Origin of the sequence: Kosakonia sp. LAM2021 (genome assembly GCF_016620385.1) — a bacterium.
GTDB classification, from domain to species: Bacteria; Pseudomonadota; Gammaproteobacteria; order Enterobacterales; family Enterobacteriaceae; genus Kosakonia; species Kosakonia sacchari.
Genome location: NZ_JAENHT010000003.1, coordinates 176,041 through 194,206, shown reverse-complemented (window position 1 = coordinate 194,206; position 18,166 = coordinate 176,041). Strand labels below are relative to the sequence as shown.

17 protein-coding genes are annotated in these 18,166 nt (G+C 53.8%); 9 read left to right on the top strand and 8 right to left on the bottom strand.

All coding sequences use genetic code 11. The features are described 5' to 3' along the window. Window positions 1–6: 6 nt before the first annotated feature. From mrdA to lipA, 8 genes are all read left to right on the top strand, one after another. Window positions 7–1,908: a peptidoglycan DD-transpeptidase MrdA gene (gene mrdA, locus JKP81_RS09675; protein ID WP_020457006.1), complete on the top strand. Its 1,902-nt coding sequence runs from the start codon at window positions 7–9 to the stop codon at window positions 1,906–1,908. 1 nt (window position 1,909) lies between these two features. Then, window positions 1,910–3,022: a peptidoglycan glycosyltransferase MrdB gene (gene mrdB / locus JKP81_RS09670; RefSeq protein ID WP_200551578.1), complete on the top strand. Its 1,113-nt coding sequence runs from the start codon at window positions 1,910–1,912 to the stop codon at window positions 3,020–3,022. A gap of 10 nt (window positions 3,023–3,032) precedes the next feature. Continuing rightward, complete coding sequence (gene rlpA / locus JKP81_RS09665; RefSeq protein WP_200551577.1) at window positions 3,033–4,226, top strand: endolytic peptidoglycan transglycosylase RlpA; 1,194 nt, start codon at window positions 3,033–3,035, stop codon at window positions 4,224–4,226. Between the two features lie 139 nt (window positions 4,227–4,365). Beyond that, window positions 4,366–5,577 carry a D-alanyl-D-alanine carboxypeptidase DacA gene (gene dacA / locus JKP81_RS09660; protein WP_017455882.1) on the top strand — a complete coding sequence of 404 codons (1,212 nt, stop codon included), beginning with the start codon at window positions 4,366–4,368 and terminating at the stop codon, window positions 5,575–5,577. Between the two features lie 104 nt (window positions 5,578–5,681). Continuing rightward, window positions 5,682–5,945, top strand: coding sequence for a DUF493 family protein YbeD (gene ybeD / locus JKP81_RS09655; RefSeq protein ID WP_017455881.1), 264 nt, complete (start codon window positions 5,682–5,684; stop codon window positions 5,943–5,945). Window positions 5,946–6,033: 88 nt separating this feature from the next. Further along, window positions 6,034–6,675: a lipoyl(octanoyl) transferase LipB gene (lipB, locus tag JKP81_RS09650; protein ID WP_200551576.1), complete on the top strand. Its 642-nt coding sequence runs from the start codon at window positions 6,034–6,036 to the stop codon at window positions 6,673–6,675. A 304-nt stretch (window positions 6,676–6,979) separates the two neighbouring features. Further along, a complete protein-coding gene (locus tag JKP81_RS09645) occupies window positions 6,980–7,933 on the top strand; it encodes a YbeF family transcriptional regulator (RefSeq protein WP_200551575.1) in 954 nt (317 codons plus the stop codon). 208 nt (window positions 7,934–8,141) lie between these two features. Next, window positions 8,142–9,107 carry a lipoyl synthase gene (gene lipA, locus JKP81_RS09640; RefSeq protein WP_200551574.1) on the top strand — a complete coding sequence of 322 codons (966 nt, stop codon included), beginning with the start codon at window positions 8,142–8,144 and terminating at the stop codon, window positions 9,105–9,107. A 69-nt stretch (window positions 9,108–9,176) separates the two neighbouring features. On the opposite strand, the gene tatE is transcribed toward lipA, so the two are convergent. Continuing rightward, window positions 9,177–9,371, bottom strand: a complete 195-nt coding sequence (gene tatE / locus JKP81_RS09635; protein WP_017455877.1) for a twin-arginine translocase subunit TatE — start codon at window positions 9,369–9,371, stop codon at window positions 9,177–9,179. A 127-nt stretch (window positions 9,372–9,498) separates the two neighbouring features. Beyond that, window positions 9,499–10,287 (bottom strand): deaminated glutathione amidase, encoded by a 789-nt coding sequence (locus tag JKP81_RS09630; protein ID WP_200551573.1) that lies wholly within the window; start codon window positions 10,285–10,287, stop codon window positions 9,499–9,501. 89 nt (window positions 10,288–10,376) lie between these two features. Here JKP81_RS09630 and crcB point away from each other — a divergent pair, with 89 nt between their 5' ends. Beyond that, window positions 10,377–10,760 carry a fluoride efflux transporter CrcB gene (crcB, locus tag JKP81_RS09625; protein WP_200551572.1) on the top strand — a complete coding sequence of 128 codons (384 nt, stop codon included), beginning with the start codon at window positions 10,377–10,379 and terminating at the stop codon, window positions 10,758–10,760. A gap of 62 nt (window positions 10,761–10,822) precedes the next feature. On the opposite strand, the gene cspE is transcribed toward crcB, so the two are convergent. The 6 genes from cspE to JKP81_RS09595 all read right to left on the bottom strand — a co-directional run bounded on the left by cspE (window position 10,823) and on the right by JKP81_RS09595 (window position 18,148). After that, a complete protein-coding gene (gene cspE / locus JKP81_RS09620) occupies window positions 10,823–11,032 on the bottom strand; it encodes a transcription antiterminator/RNA stability regulator CspE (protein WP_007373839.1) in 210 nt (69 codons plus the stop codon). Between the two features lie 192 nt (window positions 11,033–11,224). Then, window positions 11,225–11,788: a lipid IV(A) palmitoyltransferase PagP gene (gene pagP, locus JKP81_RS09615; protein WP_200551571.1), complete on the bottom strand. Its 564-nt coding sequence runs from the start codon at window positions 11,786–11,788 to the stop codon at window positions 11,225–11,227. 170 nt (window positions 11,789–11,958) lie between these two features. Further along, window positions 11,959–15,081 carry an efflux RND transporter permease subunit gene (locus tag JKP81_RS09610; RefSeq protein WP_200551570.1) on the bottom strand — a complete coding sequence of 1,041 codons (3,123 nt, stop codon included), beginning with the start codon at window positions 15,079–15,081 and terminating at the stop codon, window positions 11,959–11,961. Continuing rightward, window positions 15,078–16,532: an efflux RND transporter periplasmic adaptor subunit gene (locus JKP81_RS09605; protein WP_200551569.1), complete on the bottom strand. Its 1,455-nt coding sequence runs from the start codon at window positions 16,530–16,532 to the stop codon at window positions 15,078–15,080. Before JKP81_RS09605 ends, JKP81_RS09610 begins: the two co-directional genes overlap by 4 nt. Then, window positions 16,532–17,785, bottom strand: coding sequence for a TolC family protein (locus JKP81_RS09600; RefSeq protein WP_200551568.1), 1,254 nt, complete (start codon window positions 17,783–17,785; stop codon window positions 16,532–16,534). Before JKP81_RS09600 ends, JKP81_RS09605 begins: the two co-directional genes overlap by 1 nt. A gap of 12 nt (window positions 17,786–17,797) precedes the next feature. Then, on the bottom strand, window positions 17,798–18,148 hold the full coding sequence (locus JKP81_RS09595; RefSeq protein ID WP_234455577.1) for a copper-binding protein: 351 nt from the start codon (window positions 18,146–18,148) through the stop codon (window positions 17,798–17,800). Window positions 18,149–18,166 lie beyond the last annotated feature (18 nt).

Genomic DNA, 18,166 nt, shown 5'->3' with positions numbered 1-18,166 from the left:
CAGCGGATGAAATTACAGAATTCTTTTCGCGACTATACGGCTGAGTCCGCGCTGTTTGTGCGCCGGGCGCTGGTCGCTTTTACGGGGATTTTGCTGCTTACCGGCGTGCTGGTAGCCAACCTTTATAACCTGCAAATCGTCCGTTTTGCGGACTACCAGACCCGCTCCAACGAAAACCGCATTAAGCTGGTGCCTATCGCGCCAAGCCGCGGCATTATCTACGATCGCAACGGCACGCCGCTGGCGCTGAACCGCACCATCTACCAGGTCGAGATGATGCCGGAGAAAGTCGATGATGTGCAGCAAACGCTGGATGCCCTGCGCGATGTGGTCGATCTGAACGACGACGATATTGCCAACTTCAAAAAAGAGCGCTCACGCTCGCACCGCTTCACCTCAATACCGGTAAAAACTAACCTGACGGAAGTTCAGGTGGCGCGCTTTGCGGTGAACCAGTACCGTTTCCCCGGCGTTGAGGTCAAGGGCTATAAGCGCCGGTTTTATCCGTATGGTTCCGCGCTGACACACGTTATTGGCTACGTGTCGAAAATTAACGATAAAGATGTCGAACGGCTGGATAAAGAGGGCAAGCTGGCAAACTACGCCGCCACCCACGATATCGGTAAACTGGGCATTGAGCGCTATTACGAAGATGTGCTGCACGGTCAGACCGGTTATGAAGAGGTGGAAGTCAACAACCGCGGCCGCGTGATCCGTCAGCTCAAAGAGGTGCCGCCACAGGCCGGTCATGATATCTACCTGACGCTGGATTTAAAACTCCAGCAATATATTGAAACGCTGCTCGCTGGCAGCCGTGCCGCCGTGGTAGTAACCGATCCACGCAATGGCAGCATTCTCGCGCTGGTGTCGATGCCAAGCTACGATCCGAACCTGTTTGTCGATGGCATTTCCAGCAAAGATTACTCTTCCCTCTTAAACGACCCAAATACGCCGCTGATCAACCGCGCAACGCAAGGGGTGTACCCACCAGCGTCCACGGTAAAACCGTATGTGGCCGTTTCCGCACTCAGCGCCGGGGTGATCACGCGTAACACCAGCCTGTTCGATCCCGGCTGGTGGCAATTACCCGGCTCGGAAAAACGTTACCGCGACTGGAAAAAATGGGGTCACGGCCACCTGAACGTTACCAAGTCGCTGGAAGAGTCTGCTGATACCTTCTTCTATCAGGTTGCCTACGATATGGGCATCGACCGCCTGGCAGAGTGGATGGGCAAATTTGGCTACGGTCATTATACCGGCGTTGACCTCTCGGAAGAGCGCGCGGGGAACATGCCAACCCGCGAATGGAAACTGAAGCGCTTTAAAAAGCCGTGGTACCAGGGCGATACCATTCCGGTAGGGATCGGCCAGGGTTACTGGACGGCAACGCCATTACAGATGAACAAAGCGATGATGACGCTGATTAATGACGGCGTTGTTAAAGTGCCGCATCTGCTGATGAGCACGGTAGAAGATGGCAAGCAAGTGCCGTGGCAACAGCCGGCACAGCCGCCGGTGGGTGATATTCACTCTGGCTACTGGGAGATTGCCAAAGACGGGATGTATGGTGTAGCCAACCGCCCGAATGGTACGGGTCATAAATACTTCGCCAACGCGCCGTACAAAGTCGCGGCGAAATCCGGTACCGCCCAGGTCTTTGGTTTGAAAGCCAACGAAACCTATAACGCTCACCGTATTGCCGAACGTCTGCGCGATCATAAATTGATGACGGCGTTCGCCCCTTACGATAACCCGCAGGTCGCCGTCGCCGTCATTCTGGAAAACGGTGGCGCAGGTCCGGCGGTGGGTACGATTATGCGCCAGATCCTCGATCACATTATGCTTGGCGATAACAACACCGAGCTGCCAACGGAAAACCCGTCCACGGCAGCAGTGGAGGACCAATAACATGACGGATAATCCGAACAAGAAATCGTTCTGGGATAAAATCCACATCGATCCGGTACTGCTGCTGATTATCCTCGCTCTGCTGTTTTACAGCGCGATCGTTATCTGGAGCGCCAGTGGCCAGGATATCGGTATGACCGAGCGCAAAATCGGTCAGATCGCCATGGGGCTGATTATCATGGTCATCCTGGCGCAGGTGCCGCCACGCGTCTATGAAGGTTGGGCGCCCTACCTTTACATTTTCTGCATCGTCTTGCTTGTCGCGGTGGATGCCTTCGGCGCTATCTCAAAAGGCGCGCAGCGCTGGCTTGATTTGGGCGTGGTGCGTTTCCAGCCTTCGGAAATCGCTAAAATTGCCGTACCGTTAATGGTGGCACGCTTTATTAACCGCGATGTCTGCCCGCCTTCGCTGAAGAACACCGCTATCGCGCTGGCGCTGATTTTCGTGCCGACGCTGCTGGTGGCGGCGCAACCGGATTTGGGAACCTCCATCCTCGTGGTGCTCTCCGGGCTGTTTGTGCTGTTTCTTTCCGGGTTAAGCTGGCGGCTGATTGGCATTGCCGCCGTGCTGGTGGCGGCGTTTATCCCGGTGCTGTGGTTCTTCCTGATGCATGATTATCAGCGCCAGCGCGTGATGATGCTGCTCGATCCGGAAACCGATCCGCTCGGCGCGGGCTATCATATTATTCAGTCAAAAATCGCCATCGGCTCCGGCGGTCTGAGCGGTAAAGGCTGGCTGCACGGAACCCAGTCGCAACTGGAGTTTCTGCCCGAACGCCATACCGACTTTATCTTTGCCGTGCTGGCGGAAGAGCTGGGCCTCATCGGTATTCTGATTTTGCTGGCGCTGTACGTGTTGCTGATTATGCGTGGGCTGTGGATTGCCGCCCGGGCGCAAACCACGTTCGGGCGCGTTATGGCCGGTGGTTTAATGTTGATTTTGTTCGTTTATGTGTTCGTAAATATTGGTATGGTGAGCGGTATCCTGCCGGTGGTGGGCGTACCGCTGCCACTGATCAGTTACGGGGGTTCCGCCCTGATCGTACTCATGGCCGGGTTTGGTATCGTTATGTCGATCCATACCCACAGGAAAATGTTGTCAAAGAGCGTATAAGAGGTGGGCAATGCGTAAGCAATGGCTTGGGATCTGCATAGCAGCAGGATTACTGGCGGCATGTTCGAACGATGATGGTCAGCAGCAGACGACCGTAGCGCCGCAACCTGCGGTGTGTAACGGCCCTGTCGTTGAAATTAGCGGTGCGGAGCCTCATTACGAAGCGCCTGTCGCCACGGCGAATCAGGATTATGAACGCGACGGTAAGCGCTACAAAATCGTGCAGACTCCGGCGAATTTTAGCCAGGCGGGGTTGGCTGCCATTTATGATGCCGAACCCGGCAGCAATTTGACTGCTTCCGGCGAAGCGTTCGATCCAATGCAGCTTACCGCAGCACACCCGACACTGCCCATTCCGAGCTATGCGCGTATCACCAACCTGGCGAATGGTCGCATGATTGTGGTCCGCATTAACGATCGCGGGCCCTACGGCAACGATCGCGTGATTTCCCTGTCACGTGCGGCGGCGGATCGACTGAACACCTCCAATAACACCAAAGTGCGTATCGATCCGATTATCGTTGCGCAAGATGGTTCCCTTTCCGGCCCGGGTATGGCGTGTACGAAAGTTGCACAGCAAACCTACGCGTTGCCAGCGCGTCCCGATCTTGGCGGCGGTCTCGGCAGCGTCTCTTCGGCTCCGCAGCCAGTAGAGCCGCAGGGCAATGTCCACGCTATCAGCAATGACACGCTGAAAAGCGACGACACGACCGCGGCGCCAGTGCGTAGCGGCGGCTTCCTGGGCGCGCCGACTCCACTCGCCTCTGGCGTGCTGGAAGGCAGCACCGATACTGCGACCGCGACAGCAGCGCAACCAGCAACAGCATCTGTGACGCCAACGGCTACGCCGGCCGCGCAGACTGCTCCGGCTGCGCAAACTTACACACCAACGCGCACTTCGCCCGTTACCGCCCCAGGCTCAGTACAGGGCAACGTACATACTGCCGCACCTGCCAGCAGCGCTGCGGCAGTAAGCAGCGGCGGTTATATGGTGCAGGTGGGTGCCGTCAGCGATCAGACGCGTGCACAACAATACCAGCAGCGCCTGGCGCAGCAGTTTGCGGTTCCTGGGCGCGTCACGCAAAACGGTGCGGTCTGGCGCGTACAGTTAGGGCCGTTCAGCAACAAAGCGGACGCCAGCGCCTTGCAGCAGCGCCTGCAAAACGAGGCGCAGTTGCAGTCATTCGTCACGAACGCCCAGTAACGTTGCTAAGGCGTCTGATTTTGTCAACTTATGTCAGCAACATTAACAAAGTCATGCTGAAAGTCAGATGCCTGCAGGTATAGCTTTTGCTATAGTAAGGCACTTTTTTTAACTCCATCACGGATGTCGTTGTTCGACCATGAAGACCACTTTTTCCGCTCGTTTTATGCAGCGCCTGGCGCTCACCACGGCGCTGGCAGCAGCTTCTCTTTCCGCTGCGCATGCCGATGACCTGAATATTAAGACCATGATCCCGGGCGTTCCGCAGATTGACGCGGAATCCTATATCCTGATCGACTATAACTCCGGCAAAGTGCTGGCTGAGCAAAACGCTGATGCGCGCCGCGATCCTGCAAGCCTGACCAAGATGATGACCAGCTATGTCATTGGCCAGGCCATGAAAGCGGGCAAATTCAAAGACAGCGATCTGGTCACGATTGGTAACGACGCCTGGGCTACCGGCAACCCGGTGTTCCGTGGTTCTTCGCTGATGTTCCTGAAACCCGGTATGCAAGTGCCGGTTTCCCAACTGATCCGTGGAATCAACCTGCAATCCGGTAACGATGCTTGCGTGGCAATGGCCGATTATGTGGCGGGCAGCCAGGATGCGTTTGTCGGCCTGATGAACAACTACGTTAAAGCGCTGGGCCTGCAAAACAGCCACTTCCAGACCGTACACGGCCTGGATGCGGATGGTCAGTACAGCTCCGCGCGTGACATGGCGCTGATTGGTCAGGCGCTGATCCGCGATGTGCCGAACGAATACTCCATTTATAAAGAGAAAGAGTTCACCTTTAACGGCATTCGCCAGACCAACCGTAATGGCCTGCTGTGGGATAACAGCCTGAATGTCGACGGGATTAAAACCGGTCACACCGATAAAGCGGGTTATAACCTGGTGGCATCAGCAACCGAAGGCCAGATGCGCCTGATCTCTGCTGTGATGGGTGGTCGCACGTTTAAAGGCCGTGAAACCGAAAGCAAGAAACTGCTGACCTGGGGCTTCCGTTTCTTTGAAACCGTAAGTCCGATCAAAGCCGGTAAAGAGTTTGCCTCAGAGCCAGCATGGTTTGGCGACAGCGATCGCGCGTCGCTGGGCGTTGATAAAGACGTGTACCTGACCATTCCGCGTGGTCGCATGAAAGATCTGAAAGCCAGCTATGTGCTGAACACCAGCGAACTGCACGCACCGCTGCAGAAAAATCAGGTGGTTGGCTCTATCAACTTCCAGTTGGATGGTAAAACCATCGAACAGCGCCCGCTGGTGGTGTTGCAGGAGATCCCGGAAGGCAATTTCTTCGGCAAAATCATTGATTACATTAAATTGATGTTCCATCACTGGTTTGGCTAAAAATTGAACACTTGAAAGTGTGATTTCCGTCCCCATATACTTAGCATCTCAGAAAAACTCCTGCCCTTGCGGCAGGAGTTCTTATTTTTTACGCCGGAGCTGACATGAAAACCAATCTTAAAGAACTGCTTGAATTCCCGACTCCCTTTACTTACAAAGTGATGGGTCTGGCGAAACCAGAGCTGGTTGATCTGGTGGTTGAAGTGGTACAGCGCCATGCGCCAGGTGATTACTCTCCGCAGGTAAAACCGAGCAGCAAAGGCAATTACCACTCGGTATCCATCACCATTAACGCCACGCATATTGAGCAAGTAGAGACGCTGTACGAAGAACTCGGCAATATCGAAATTGTTCGTATGGTGCTGTAATTGTTCATCACGTTACCCGGAGCCATTCGGGTAACGTCTTCGCTGTGATATACTCCCCCCACTCTTTTTCTCCCCCGGGGATGCCGTTTTGTCTCAGGACACCATTCTTATCCGCAATCTTGGTTTGCAGCCTTATGATCCCATTTCTCGGGCGATGCATGAATTCACCGATGCTCGCGACGAGACGACGCCGGATGAAATCTGGCTGGTAGAACACCACCCCATCTTTACGCAAGGCCAGGCCGGCAAAGCCGAACACGTGCTGGCTCCGGGCGATATTCCTGTGATCCAGAGCGATCGCGGCGGGCAGGTAACCTACCATGGGCCAGGCCAGCAGATCATGTATGTATTAATTAATCTGAAGCGGCGAAAAGTGGGCGTGCGCGAACTTGTCACATTGCTGGAAAATACGGTTATCAATACGCTGGCAACGCTCGGGATTAACGCCCAGGCGCGTGCTGACGCACCCGGTGTATATGTGCAAGGCAAGAAAATCTGTTCTCTGGGGCTGCGGATCCGTAAAGGGTGCTCATTTCATGGGCTGGCGCTGAATATCGATATGGATTTGGCGCCGTTTATGCGCATCAATCCTTGCGGGTACGCCGGTATGGAAATGACCCAGGTCAGCCAACTGGTGGAAAATAGCGATATGGATAAATTAAGGACGATTCTTATCCAGCAATTTTTAGCGCTACTAAACAATCCACCGCATCAATATATGAGCGCTTAATATATCATGTATAGAAGCCCGCATTTTGTGCGGGTAGTTATTTATTTGCCCTGTTAGCGCTTTACAATAGAAGCCATATTCTCTATTTTCAACCTGCCTGCTTTGTCGGGATAATTAGCATTAAAGCACGTTGCCAGGCTTTGTATGCGCGCTCCAGTTCAATCTTTTTTGCGTGTATTGTCTGGCCTCGCGATGAAAAACTACGTCATGATGACGAGAGACAGGATGTTTACTCAAGTTAATAATCAACAACAAAAATAAATTCAACTATCATTCAGTTTTTGAATGAATACGGAGCACAAGCGTGGATAATAATAACCTGCAGGAAAAGCGAATAACCGTGCGCCCCGACGATGATAAGCCGCAAGTCTTCAGAACGCTGCGCAATATTGATCTCAATTTATTGACCATTTTTGAGGCAGTATATGTGCACAAAGGGATAGTCAACGCGGCCAAAGTGCTCAATTTAACGCCTTCCGCAATTAGCCAGTCTATTCAAAAATTACGCGCAATATTTCCCGATCCGCTTTTCATTCGTAAAGGCCAGGGCGTGACGCCTACGGCTTATGCTTCCCATCTGCACGAATATATCAGCCAGGGGCTGGAGTCTATTCTTGGCGCATTAGATCTGACCGGCAGTTATGACAAACAACGAACGATTACCATCGGCACGCCACCATCGATTGGTGCATTAGTTATACCTGTTATCTTCCAGGCAATAAAAGAGAGTTCGCCGCATCTGATGATGCGTAATATTCCCGTTAATGATGCGGAAAGTCAGCTCAGCCAGTTTCAAACCGATTTAATTATTGATACGCATATTGCAGGCTCTCGTACCATTAATCATCACGTCCTTTATAGCGACCGCGTCATGCTGGTATGCCGTAAAGGGCACCCTTGTTTAAATGGGCTAATCAATGGAGAAGTTTTGCAACAGTACGAACACACGCTGCTAATGCTGGAAGGGCAAAATCTCAGCGGGCTTCGCCAACGCGTACAGGATCTTTTACCTGAGCGTCAGGTAAGCTTCAGCAGTTACAATATGTTTACGATTGCGGCACTGATCGGCAACAGCGATATGCTCGGGTTAATGCCGGCGCGGCTGTTTGAGTTATTCAGTGGCTGTTGGCCGCTGGTTGAAATTAATTACCCGCCGATCAGCAGTGAGCAGCTTGAAATCTCACTTTTTTACAATAAGTTGAGCCTGCGCGACCCGGTACTGGAAAGCGTCATTAATGTTATCCGGCGGGCTTTTTAACGCCCGTCCGTGCCTGGCGAAAGCGCTAACCCTTATTGGGCATTCGGCACAAAACAACAACTATTTTACAAATTGCCCCGTTGTCAGGCTGCTTTCTATCCCCCTCAATGGTATACTGCACGCAACTTAATTCAAAAATAGTTGATAAATACAACATTCATTTGAATTGAATGCTTACTTCGTTATCCGCAACTGGAACACGCACGCTATGAGTAAACCCATTGTGATGGAACGCGGTGTTAAGTACCGCGATGCCGATAAAATGGCGCTTATCCCGGTTAAAAATGTGGCGACTGAGCGCGAAGCCCTGTTAAGAAAACCGGAATGGATGAAAATCAAACTCCCGGCCGACTCTTCCCGTATCCAGGGCATTAAAGCAGCCATGCGTAAAAACGGGCTGCACTCTGTGTGCGAAGAGGCTTCCTGCCCGAACCTCGCTGAGTGTTTCAATCACGGTACGGCAACCTTTATGATCCTTGGCGCTATTTGCACGCGCCGCTGTCCGTTCTGCGATGTGGCACATGGCCGTCCTGTGGCACCGGATGCCAACGAACCGCAAAAACTGGCGCAAACCATTGCTGATATGGCGCTGCGTTATGTAGTAATCACCTCTGTTGACCGTGACGATTTGCGTGACGGAGGTGCTCAGCATTTTGCTGATTGCATTACTGCAATCCGCGAAAAAAGCCCATCGATCAAAATCGAAACGCTGGTGCCAGATTTCCGTGGTCGTATGGATCGTGCGCTGGATATCCTCACTGCCACGCCACCAGATGTGTTTAACCACAACCTGGAGAACGTGCCGCGTGTTTACCGCCAGGTTCGCCCGGGCGCAGATTACAACTGGTCGCTGAAACTACTGGAGCGTTTTAAAGAAGCGCATCCGGAAATCCCGACGAAATCCGGTTTGATGGTTGGCTTAGGCGAAACCAACGCAGAGATCATTGAAGTCATGCGCGATTTGCGCCGTCACGGCGTGACGATGCTGACGCTGGGCCAATATTTACAGCCAAGCCGCCACCACCTGCCTGTACAGCGCTATGTCAGCCCGGATGAGTTTGACGAAATGAAAGAGGAAGCGCTGGCGATGGGCTTTACCCATGCAGCCTGTGGCCCGTTCGTTCGTTCCTCTTACCATGCAGATCTGCAGGCAAAAGGCATTGAAGTGAAGTAACACTTGCTTACACTGCAAACAAAAAAACCGGCTTCTGCGCCGGTTTTTTTTCGCCTGTCAAAGCCGCTGTTACTCTTTGTGAGAGAGTTTTTCTGCTGTGACTTCGTCAGCTTTTTTCGCTGCATCATCATCATTCATGGCTTTTTTAAAGCCTTTGATGGCTGCGCCCAGGTCACCGCCGAGCGTACGCAATTTTTTGGTTCCAAACAGCAGAACAACCAGTGCGGCCACAACCAGCAGTTTGGTAATACTAATCTCACCCATAGATACCTTCTTTCGTAAAACAGGCTGCATAAAACGCCATTATAACCGGACTTCATTAACGGTCATTCGACGCGCGCACACAATAGCAATGTGTAACGAGATGAATCAAGCATTGTTTAAAAAAACATCACAATAAATGCGGTACAGCGAAACGGCGATTGCGTAACACCGGCAGTTTCTCGCGTGTCTGCGCCACGCGTTCAGGCGTGACCTCTGCGAAAATCAGCTGTGGCGCTTCTGCTGCTGCCGCAACCGTCACGCCCTGCGGATCAACAACCCGGCTCTGCCCGATATTCTTATTGCCGCATTCGCCGGCCGCGACAATATAACATGTTGTGTCCAGCGCCCTTGCCGATAGCAGCGTCGACCAGTGCTGCTCCTTGAGCGGACCGCGTACCCAGGCAGCAGGCAACACCAGCAGTTCAGCACCCTGCAGCGCCAGCGACAATGCCAGTTCCGGGAAACGCAAATCGTAGCACGTCATCAACCCGACCTTCATGCCCTCCACATCAATCAACGGAGGAATATCGTGCCCGGCGTCCACTCGTAGCGATTCCTGCATATTGAATGCGTCATACAAATGCAGCTTGGCATACTGCGCGATCACCTCTCCACCGCGCAATACCACCAGCGTATTAACGGCCCTGCCTTCGGTTGACGGAACATGCACCGTCAACACCGTCGTCAACGCGTTATGCTGACTCTCCGTACGCAACAGGCTCAGAAAGCCACCATCCAGCGTCTGTGCCGATTTGACTGAAAGGTGGGGGTCGGCATCATCTCTTGCCAATAATGCCTCTGGCAGCACCAGCAGCGACGCCTGACGCGCTGCCGCTTGTGCCATCAACGCAACACACGTCTGCGCATTGGTCCGCCAGTCTGGCGTGACCGCAAATTGCCCGGCTGCAACAATCATCTTTAGTCCTCTCGCTTCGTCACGATAGCCAGAAAATAGCCGCGACGCTAAACTCAACACTCTAACAAATCAAATAGCAGGATCTCACGGTGTTACAACTTCTTTTAGCGGTATTTATTGGCGGTGGAACCGGCAGCGTTGCGCGCTGGATGTTAAGTATGAAACTTAATCCGGCACATCAGGCAATTCCTGTTGGTACGCTCACCGCCAACCTGCTTGGCGCGTTTATTATCGGTATGGGTTTGGCGTGGTTCAATCGTATGACGCACATTGATCCCGTCTGGAAAGTGCTGTTAACCACCGGCTTTTGTGGTGGGCTGACGACCTTTTCTACCTTTTCCGCTGAAGTGGTGTTTTTGTTACAGGAGGGACGAATTAACTGGGCGCTGCTGAATGTAGCGGTAAACCTGCTGGGTTCGTTTGCCATGACGACGCTGGCGTTTTGGTTGTTTTCCTCGGTTAACGCAAATTGAAAGCATAAAAAAACCCGCCTTACGGCGGGTTTTGGAATTCTTACTGTACGTACGTAGCTGAATTAAACAGGCATTACGTTCGCAGCAGATGGGCCTTTGGCACCGTTAGTGATTTCAAACTCAACGCGCTGGCCTTCAGCCAGGGTTTTGAAACCATTGCTCTGGATTGCAGAGAAGTGTACGAACACGTCTTTGCTGCCATCTTCCGGAGTAATGAAACCGAATCCTTTGGATTCATTAAACCACTTAACGTTACCTTTAATCTTAGACATCAAAATTACCTTTACATGAAAAATCGACACAAATGCTGTGTCGGGTATCAGTACAACAATTGTGACGACTTTTGTCCAGTCGTTATTCGTGAAAAAGTGATAAATGTCGCTAACTTTTTTGCAAAAGTGAGTTTATTCCGCGTTTTAGGCAATGATTAAAATTTGCACACCGCGTTAACACAGCATTTGCAGCTAAAACTGAAAGCGCATCCAGGCAAAGTAAACGTTACCGTTGTTATAGGTGCCCGGAATGTAGGTCATCTGGAAGGTCGCCGGGCCATAGCCGATAGATGCCAGCGGCAACAATACCGGAATGGGAATGTACTTCCAGTTATCACGCGCGGTAAACCCGGCCGTATAACCCAATCCCAGACGGAAATTATCATCTGCCAGCGGGCGCCATGTTTTTTCCCACCCGTAGCCGCCAATCGGTTCCCATTTGTTATAGGAATCTTTAAACGCCATCACATAAAGGCCATGCCAGTTCCCTTTTTCGTCCCAGCGAGACTGACCAAAACCCGCGCCCCACGGACGTTCGTTATAGCGATCCGTTTTTTCCTTGTCATAGGCGAAACGCGCATGCCAGGTGATAGCAGGAACATAAAGATCATAATGCTCTGGCTGCTGCCAGGTTTGCTTCACATTGTCAGTAAAACTCGAGAACCAGGAGCTTTCTGCAGCAACTGCTGTGGTAACCACCGAAAACGGACAAAACAAAGCCCAAAAAATAGCTAAAAACTTCTTATTTACAGACACCGTATTTATTCCATGTTACGCAACGACGTTTATTCTTGGGCATGCTATCTGAATAGTTCCTTAACGAGATCGGATTAATTCTGAAAAAACCTACGGAATAATCGCAGTATTTGCCTCACTTAACACAGAATAGCGTTAGATGCGCCCCCTCACAGGAGCGCAAACAATGACTAACGTTTGTTGCGATGCAGTAAGAAATAAACCGCCGGAATAACCAACATCGACAGCAAGGGTGCCGTTATCATGCCGCCAATCATAGGAGCAGCGATACGGCTCATCACCTCCGAACCGCTGCCACCGCCCCACATAATGGGAAGCAGCCCTGCCATAATCGTCGCAACTGTCATTACCTTTGGCCGCACGCGGAGTACCGCACCTTCATGGATAGCCTGTAGCAACACCTTATTCCCCCCATCCGGTTCACGTGTGCGATATTTCTGAAGTGCATGATTAAGATAGAGCACCATAATAACGCCGAACTCCGCCGCTACCCCGGCAAGCGCAATAAAGCCTACGGCTCCCGCAACGGACAAATTATATCCCAGCAGCCACAATAACCAGACACCGCCAATCAACGAAAATGGCAATGTCCCCATTATTAACAGGGCATCAGATATACGCTTAAAGGTAATAAATAGCAGGACGAAGATAATCATTAGCGTTACCGGCAAAACGATTTTCAATTTTGCCGTGGCGCGTTCCAGATATTCAAACTGTCCGGACCACGAAAGCGTTACCCCCTGCGGCAGTTTCACCTGCTGCGCCACCCGCTGCTGCATCTCGTCCACTGCCGATTTCAAATCGCGACCGCGCAGGTCAACGTAGATCCAGTTCGAGAGGCGCGCGTTCTCGCTTTTCAGCATCGGCGGCCCCTCTTTCACCACGATATCCGCCAGTTCACCTAACGCAATCTGGCTGCCATTTTCCGTGATCACCGGCAATTTGCGCAAATCATCAACGTTATCACGTATTTCTCGCGGGTAACGCACATTGATGGGATACCGTTCCCGACCCTGTAGCACTTCACCAATATTTTCTCCCCCCACCAACGTTGAAACCAGCGACTGCAACTCTTTTACGGACACACCATAACGCGCGGCTTGCTGCCGGTTAATGTTGATATCGACGTAGCGCCCGCCCGCCAGGCGCTCCGCCAGTGCCGATGTTACGCCCGGCACGGTTTTCACCACCTGCTCAATTTGCTGCGCCACAGGTTCAATATCAGCAATATTATTGCCGTTCACCTTAATCCCCACCGGGCTTTTAATGCCGGTTGCCAGCATATCCAGGCGGTTACGGATAGGGGGCACCCAGACATTGGCGATGCCCGGTACGCTGACGGTTTTATCCAGTTCTTCCACCAGCTTTTCTGGGGTCATCCCCGCTCGCCACTGGTCGCGCGGTTTAAAGCGAATAGTGGTTTCCAGCATGGTCAACGGCGCGGGATCGGTTGCACTCTCCGCTCTGCCGGCCTTACCAAATACGCTCGCCACTTCCGGCACGCTTTTAATCAGCCGGTCGGTTTGCTGCAATAAACGTCCAGCTTCCCGCGCAGAAATCCCCGGCAACGTCGACGGCATATACAGCAAATCGCCTTCGTTAAGCGGCGGCATAAACTCGCTGCCCAGCCGGCTCAGCGGCCATAACGTTGCCAGCAGCAACAGCAGCGCCACTGCCAGTGTCGCTTTCGGCCACGCCAGCACTTTGTCCAGCAGTGGCTCATACATGCGGATCAAAAAACGGTTGATCGGGTTGGCTTTCTCATCAGGAATTTTTCCGCGAATAAACAAGCCCATCAGCACCGGAACCAGCGTGATACCAAGCCCGGCGGCCACCGCCATCGCCCAGCTCTTGGTGAACGCCAGCGGTGAGAACATGCGCCCTTCCTGCGCTTCCAGCGAAAACACCGGAATAAACGACAAGGTGATAATCAGCAGGCTGCAAAACAGAGCAGGTCCCACTTCGACTGCCGCCTGTTCTGAAAAACGCCAGTAATCCGCACCGGTCGGCTGGCGGTCAGGGTTATCGTGCCGCCACTGCTCCATCACTTTGTGCATGTTCTCAATCATCACAATGGCCGCATCCACCATCGCGCCAATAGCAATCGCAATCCCGCCAAGCGACATGATATTGGCGTTGATGCCCTGGTAATGCATGACGATAAACGCGCCAAGTATCCCCAGCGGCAGCGACACAATTGCCACTAACGCTGAGCGGAAATGGAACAGGAATAGCGTGCAAACCAGTGCAACGACGATGAATTCCTCGATCAATTTATGCGTCAGCGTTTCAACTGCACTTTCAATCAGCGTCGAGCGATCGTAAACCGGCACGATCGCTACACCGTCGGGCAGCGTTTTTTGCACCTCACTCAGTTTTGCTTTCACCGCATGAATGGTATCGAGCGCGTTTTTGCCATAACGCATAACGATAATGCCGCCCGCGACTTCGCCTTCGCCATTATATTCCGCCACGCCACGGCGCAGTTCCGGCCCAAGGCGCACCGTCGCCACATCGGAAAGCATCACTGGCACACCGTCCCGGCTGGCAATGACTATCTGGCGAAAATCTGCCAGTTGCCGCAAGTAACCGGTAGTGCGCACCATAAATTCGGCTTCGCCCATCTCCAGCAACGCGCCGCCACTCTCCTGATTCGCCGCCTGCACAGCGCTGACAATCTGTTCATGGGTAATATTCAACGCCCGCATTTTCGCGGGATCCGGCGCAACCTGATACTGCCGCACCATACCGCCAACGCTTGCTACTTCCGCAACGTTCGGTACCGTTTTGAGTTCAAATTTCAGCGTCCAGTCCTGCAACGCGCGCAAATCTGCCAGATTATGTTTACCGCTGCGATCCACCAGCGCGTACTCATAAATCCAGCCCACACCGGTCGCATCCGGCCCTAACCCAACACTCACGCCCGCAGGCAACGATGACTGGATTTGACTTAAATTCTCCAGCACGCGAGAACGCGCCCAGTAGAGGTCGGTGTCATCATCGAACAGCACATAGACATAGGCATCGCCAAACATCGAATAGCCGCGCACCGTTTTCGCCCCCGGCACGGAAAGCATGGCGGTAGTCAGCGGATAAGTGACTTGATCTTCAATAAGTTGCGGCGCTTTACCCGGATAGCTGGCGCGAATAATCACCTGTACATCAGAGAGATCCGGCAGCGCATCCAGCGGTGCGCGCTGCACTGACCAAATCCCCCAGCCGGTGAGCACCAGCGCGGCCAGCAGAATTAACAAGCGGTTACGCAGCGAGGCGCGAATGACGGCAGCAATCATTTCATTGCCTCCTGCGTGGGCATCAGATGAGTAATGACAGCGCCCTGTTCATCGTCCAGCGTGAAGCTGAACATCACCTTATCGCCCACTTTGATATCGGGTTCAGGCTGTTTAAGCACGAAATCCATTGTCATCGCACCCCAGTTCAGCGCCGGGATCGGCTGGTGCGATAACGAGATGCTGCCCGCCTCAATCGCTTTCACCACCCCGGTTGATTCGTAAGTCTGCACGTTCTTCACCGCCGCCTGCGGTGCCTGTTGGAGCGGGAGCGCGCTACGCAGGCTCGCTTCCGAATCGATCAGGAACTGGCCGGACGTCACAACGTTATCGCCCTCTTTTAACCCGGACAGCACTTCGGTCCAGCCCTGTGCTGTCCGTCCGGTAGTGATGTTAACGGCCTGGAAATGCCCGTCGCCCGTCGCCAGTAACACGCGGCTTGCCGCACCAGTTTCAATCAGCGCCTCTTCCGGGATAGCCAGCACGTCAGGCTGCTGCGCCGAAGCAGGTTGCGTGACGGTCAGGAACATGCCGGGTTTGAGTTTTTGCTGCGGGTTATCCAGCACGATGCGGGCTTTCAGCGTCCGGGTGGTAGTTTCAAGCTGTGGCAGCAACTCACTGACGCGGCCGTGAAACTGCTCGCCCGGCCAGCTGCCAGATGTGGCAATGATTTCGCTACCCGCAGTAAGTGCCTGCGCCTGGCTTTGCGGGTAATCGACCACCAGCCAGACAGGATCAAGGCTCGCCAGCTCAAAGAGAACTTGCGTAGCGGCAACTTGCGCACCTTCGCGGGAATCAAGCTTGACCACATAACCGTCACGATCGGCGCGCAGCGTGAGCCGGGTTTGCGGTTTTCCGCTGCGTTCAACTGCGCGAATAATGGCATCCGGCATAAACTGCAACGCCAGCCGCTCGCGGGCAGCCCGCGTCAGTTCACCATCGCCCAACTGGCGCACCGCCAGATACTCTTGCTGCGCCGTGGTCCATTGCGGGATCCACAACTGCGCCAGCGCTTCGCCTTTTTTCACCCACTGCTGTGGCGCGCGGACAAACAGTTTTTCCACCACGCCCGCCGCCGGAGACGGCACGCTCTGAATGCTGCGCTCATCGGTGGTTACCGTGGCGAAGGCAGAAAACGCGTCGGCAAGCGCACGTTTTTCCACCTTCGCCGTGGTCATCCCAAGATTTTGCTGCTGCTGCGCACTGACGCTAACACCGCCGCTGGCAGGTGTTTCATCGGCATAACGTGGCACCAACGGCATATCCATAAACGGTGATTTACCTAGCTTGTCAAAACGCTGATCCGGCACCATCGGATCGTACCAGTAGAGCACCTTTCGTTGCGGCGTCGGCTCGCCGGAAGCCGCAGGCGCACTGTGCTGGCGACCGGCGAAATACCCAACGCTCGCCGCCAGGCAAGCCGCAATCACGACGGCTAAAATCGTTTTCTTCATTACCTTAACTCCTGAGGGATCAGCCAGCGGATTGCGGCCCATTTCTGCGCCATCTCTTTCTCGGCCTGGTTCGCGGCCAGTTCGCTATCGAGCACATTACGCCGGGCCTCCAGTAACGCGGAGAGATCCGACTGCCCCGAACGGTATTGCGCCGCCAGTAACGTGGCACGCTGGCGAACCAGCGGCAGCACCTCGTCACGCTGGCGCATCCACAGGGTTTGCGCAGCGTTATATTCAGCAATGAGTGAATGCAGCTGTGCGGCGTGATCGCGCTCAGCCAGCGCCAACTGGTCGTTAGCCTGCATAGTGCGGGAAACATCAGCGGCGTGATCTTTATCCTGACGGTGCGACTGGAACAACGGCAAATCGACGGTAAACATCACCCCGGCCATGTCTTCGAACCCTTCGGCGCGGCGCCCGTACCACACTTCCACCTCGACATCCGGAATGGCGGTGATGGCGGATTCAGCGGAACGCGCTTTCGCGCTATTTGCCGTGCTGGCAGCAGCGATAATGTCCGGATGCTGCGCGATGCCCTGCTCCAGCGTTTTTTCATCCGCAGGCAGACGTTGATACCTTGGAAGCTCGCCGGAAACGGCGCTCACATCCTGGCCGGTCAACTGCATCAGGCGGGTTTGTGCCAGTTGCACATCACGTTCGGCAAGCGTGAGCTTATCGCGCATTGCGCTCAGACCGACCCGAAAAGCCAGCACGCTGTCTGGTGCAGCATTGCCAGCACCCACGCTGGCGCGCTGCGCGCCTTGCTGGCGTTCGGTTTCTGCCAGCAGGGCGCGTGCGGTCTGCAACGCCTGTTGTGAAAGCGCTAAATCAAGCCACGCCTGGGCGGTATCGCGCTGTAAGTTGGCGCGCACGACGGCGGATTTGGCGCTGACACTTTGCGCTTCGGCTAACAGGGTATCGGCTTTGCGATCGCGTTTTTCGGCGCTGACATACTGCTGCATGATGCCAATCCGCTGCATCGTCATCCCTTCGCGGGTTAAACGGCGATCGTTGTTGCCCTGAACCGGGACGTTTTCAATACCGAATTTCAGCTTAGGGTCGGGTAACTGGCGGGCAGAATCTGCCATCGCATCCAGCGCCTGCGCCTCATTGCGGTTAGCGGAAAGTTCTGCGGAATAGCGCTCAGCGGCGGCAAGGGTTTGCATCAGCGTCAGTGACTCCGCCTGCGCGGCGGAGCACATCAGTCCAAGCAACACCCCGCCGAGCCGCAGGCTCAGCGAGTAACGTTTCATTGTTGCCCCCGGTTAGCGTTGCGGCGTTAATGAAACGAGCTGGTAGCCGTTTTCGCTTTGCACAAAAGTGAAGTCGACCTTATCGCCCACTTTCAGCGGCGCAAACGTGCTGCCTTTGGCCAGTGCAAACTGCATGGTCATTGGCGGCCAGTTCAACGCGGGAATGGCTTTATGGGCGATCGAAATCGCATCGGGGGTGATTTTTTTGATGACGCCCTGGCTTTGGTAGGTTTGCATTTGGCTATGCATCGCCGGGTGCTGTGACATATCGTGCATGCCGTGCATTACGGGCATATCTTCCGCGTGAGCGGCCAGGGAGAAAAACAGCACGCCAGAGAGCATGCAAAGAAGAGAAGAACGCATAATAAAACTCCTGTTAGA

What these genes read in the sequence shown, in the direction of transcription:
- dacA (WP_017455882.1), top strand. Translation starts at nt 4,366, where the DNA reads ATGAAGACCACTTTTTCCGCTCGTTTTATGCAGCGCCTGGCGCTCACC.
- lipA (WP_200551574.1), top strand. Translation starts at nt 8,142, where the DNA reads ATGAGTAAACCCATTGTGATGGAACGCGGTGTTAAGTACCGCGATGCC.
- rlpA (WP_200551577.1), top strand. Translation starts at nt 3,033, where the DNA reads ATGCGTAAGCAATGGCTTGGGATCTGCATAGCAGCAGGATTACTGGCG.
- mrdA (WP_020457006.1), top strand. Translation starts at nt 7, where the DNA reads ATGAAATTACAGAATTCTTTTCGCGACTATACGGCTGAGTCCGCGCTG.
- JKP81_RS09600 (WP_200551568.1), bottom strand. Translation starts at nt 17,785, where the DNA reads ATGAAACGTTACTCGCTGAGCCTGCGGCTCGGCGGGGTGTTGCTTGGA.
- ybeD (WP_017455881.1), top strand. Translation starts at nt 5,682, where the DNA reads ATGAAAACCAATCTTAAAGAACTGCTTGAATTCCCGACTCCCTTTACT.
- JKP81_RS09610 (WP_200551570.1), bottom strand. Translation starts at nt 15,081, where the DNA reads ATGATTGCTGCCGTCATTCGCGCCTCGCTGCGTAACCGCTTGTTAATT.
- JKP81_RS09605 (WP_200551569.1), bottom strand. Translation starts at nt 16,532, where the DNA reads ATGAAGAAAACGATTTTAGCCGTCGTGATTGCGGCTTGCCTGGCGGCG.
- JKP81_RS09630 (WP_200551573.1), bottom strand. Translation starts at nt 10,287, where the DNA reads ATGATTGTTGCAGCCGGGCAATTTGCGGTCACGCCAGACTGGCGGACC.
- tatE (WP_017455877.1), bottom strand. Translation starts at nt 9,371, where the DNA reads ATGGGTGAGATTAGTATTACCAAACTGCTGGTTGTGGCCGCACTGGTT.
- JKP81_RS09595 (WP_234455577.1), bottom strand. Translation starts at nt 18,148, where the DNA reads ATGCGTTCTTCTCTTCTTTGCATGCTCTCTGGCGTGCTGTTTTTCTCC.
- cspE (WP_007373839.1), bottom strand. Translation starts at nt 11,032, where the DNA reads ATGTCTAAGATTAAAGGTAACGTTAAGTGGTTTAATGAATCCAAAGGA.
- mrdB (WP_200551578.1), top strand. Translation starts at nt 1,910, where the DNA reads ATGACGGATAATCCGAACAAGAAATCGTTCTGGGATAAAATCCACATC.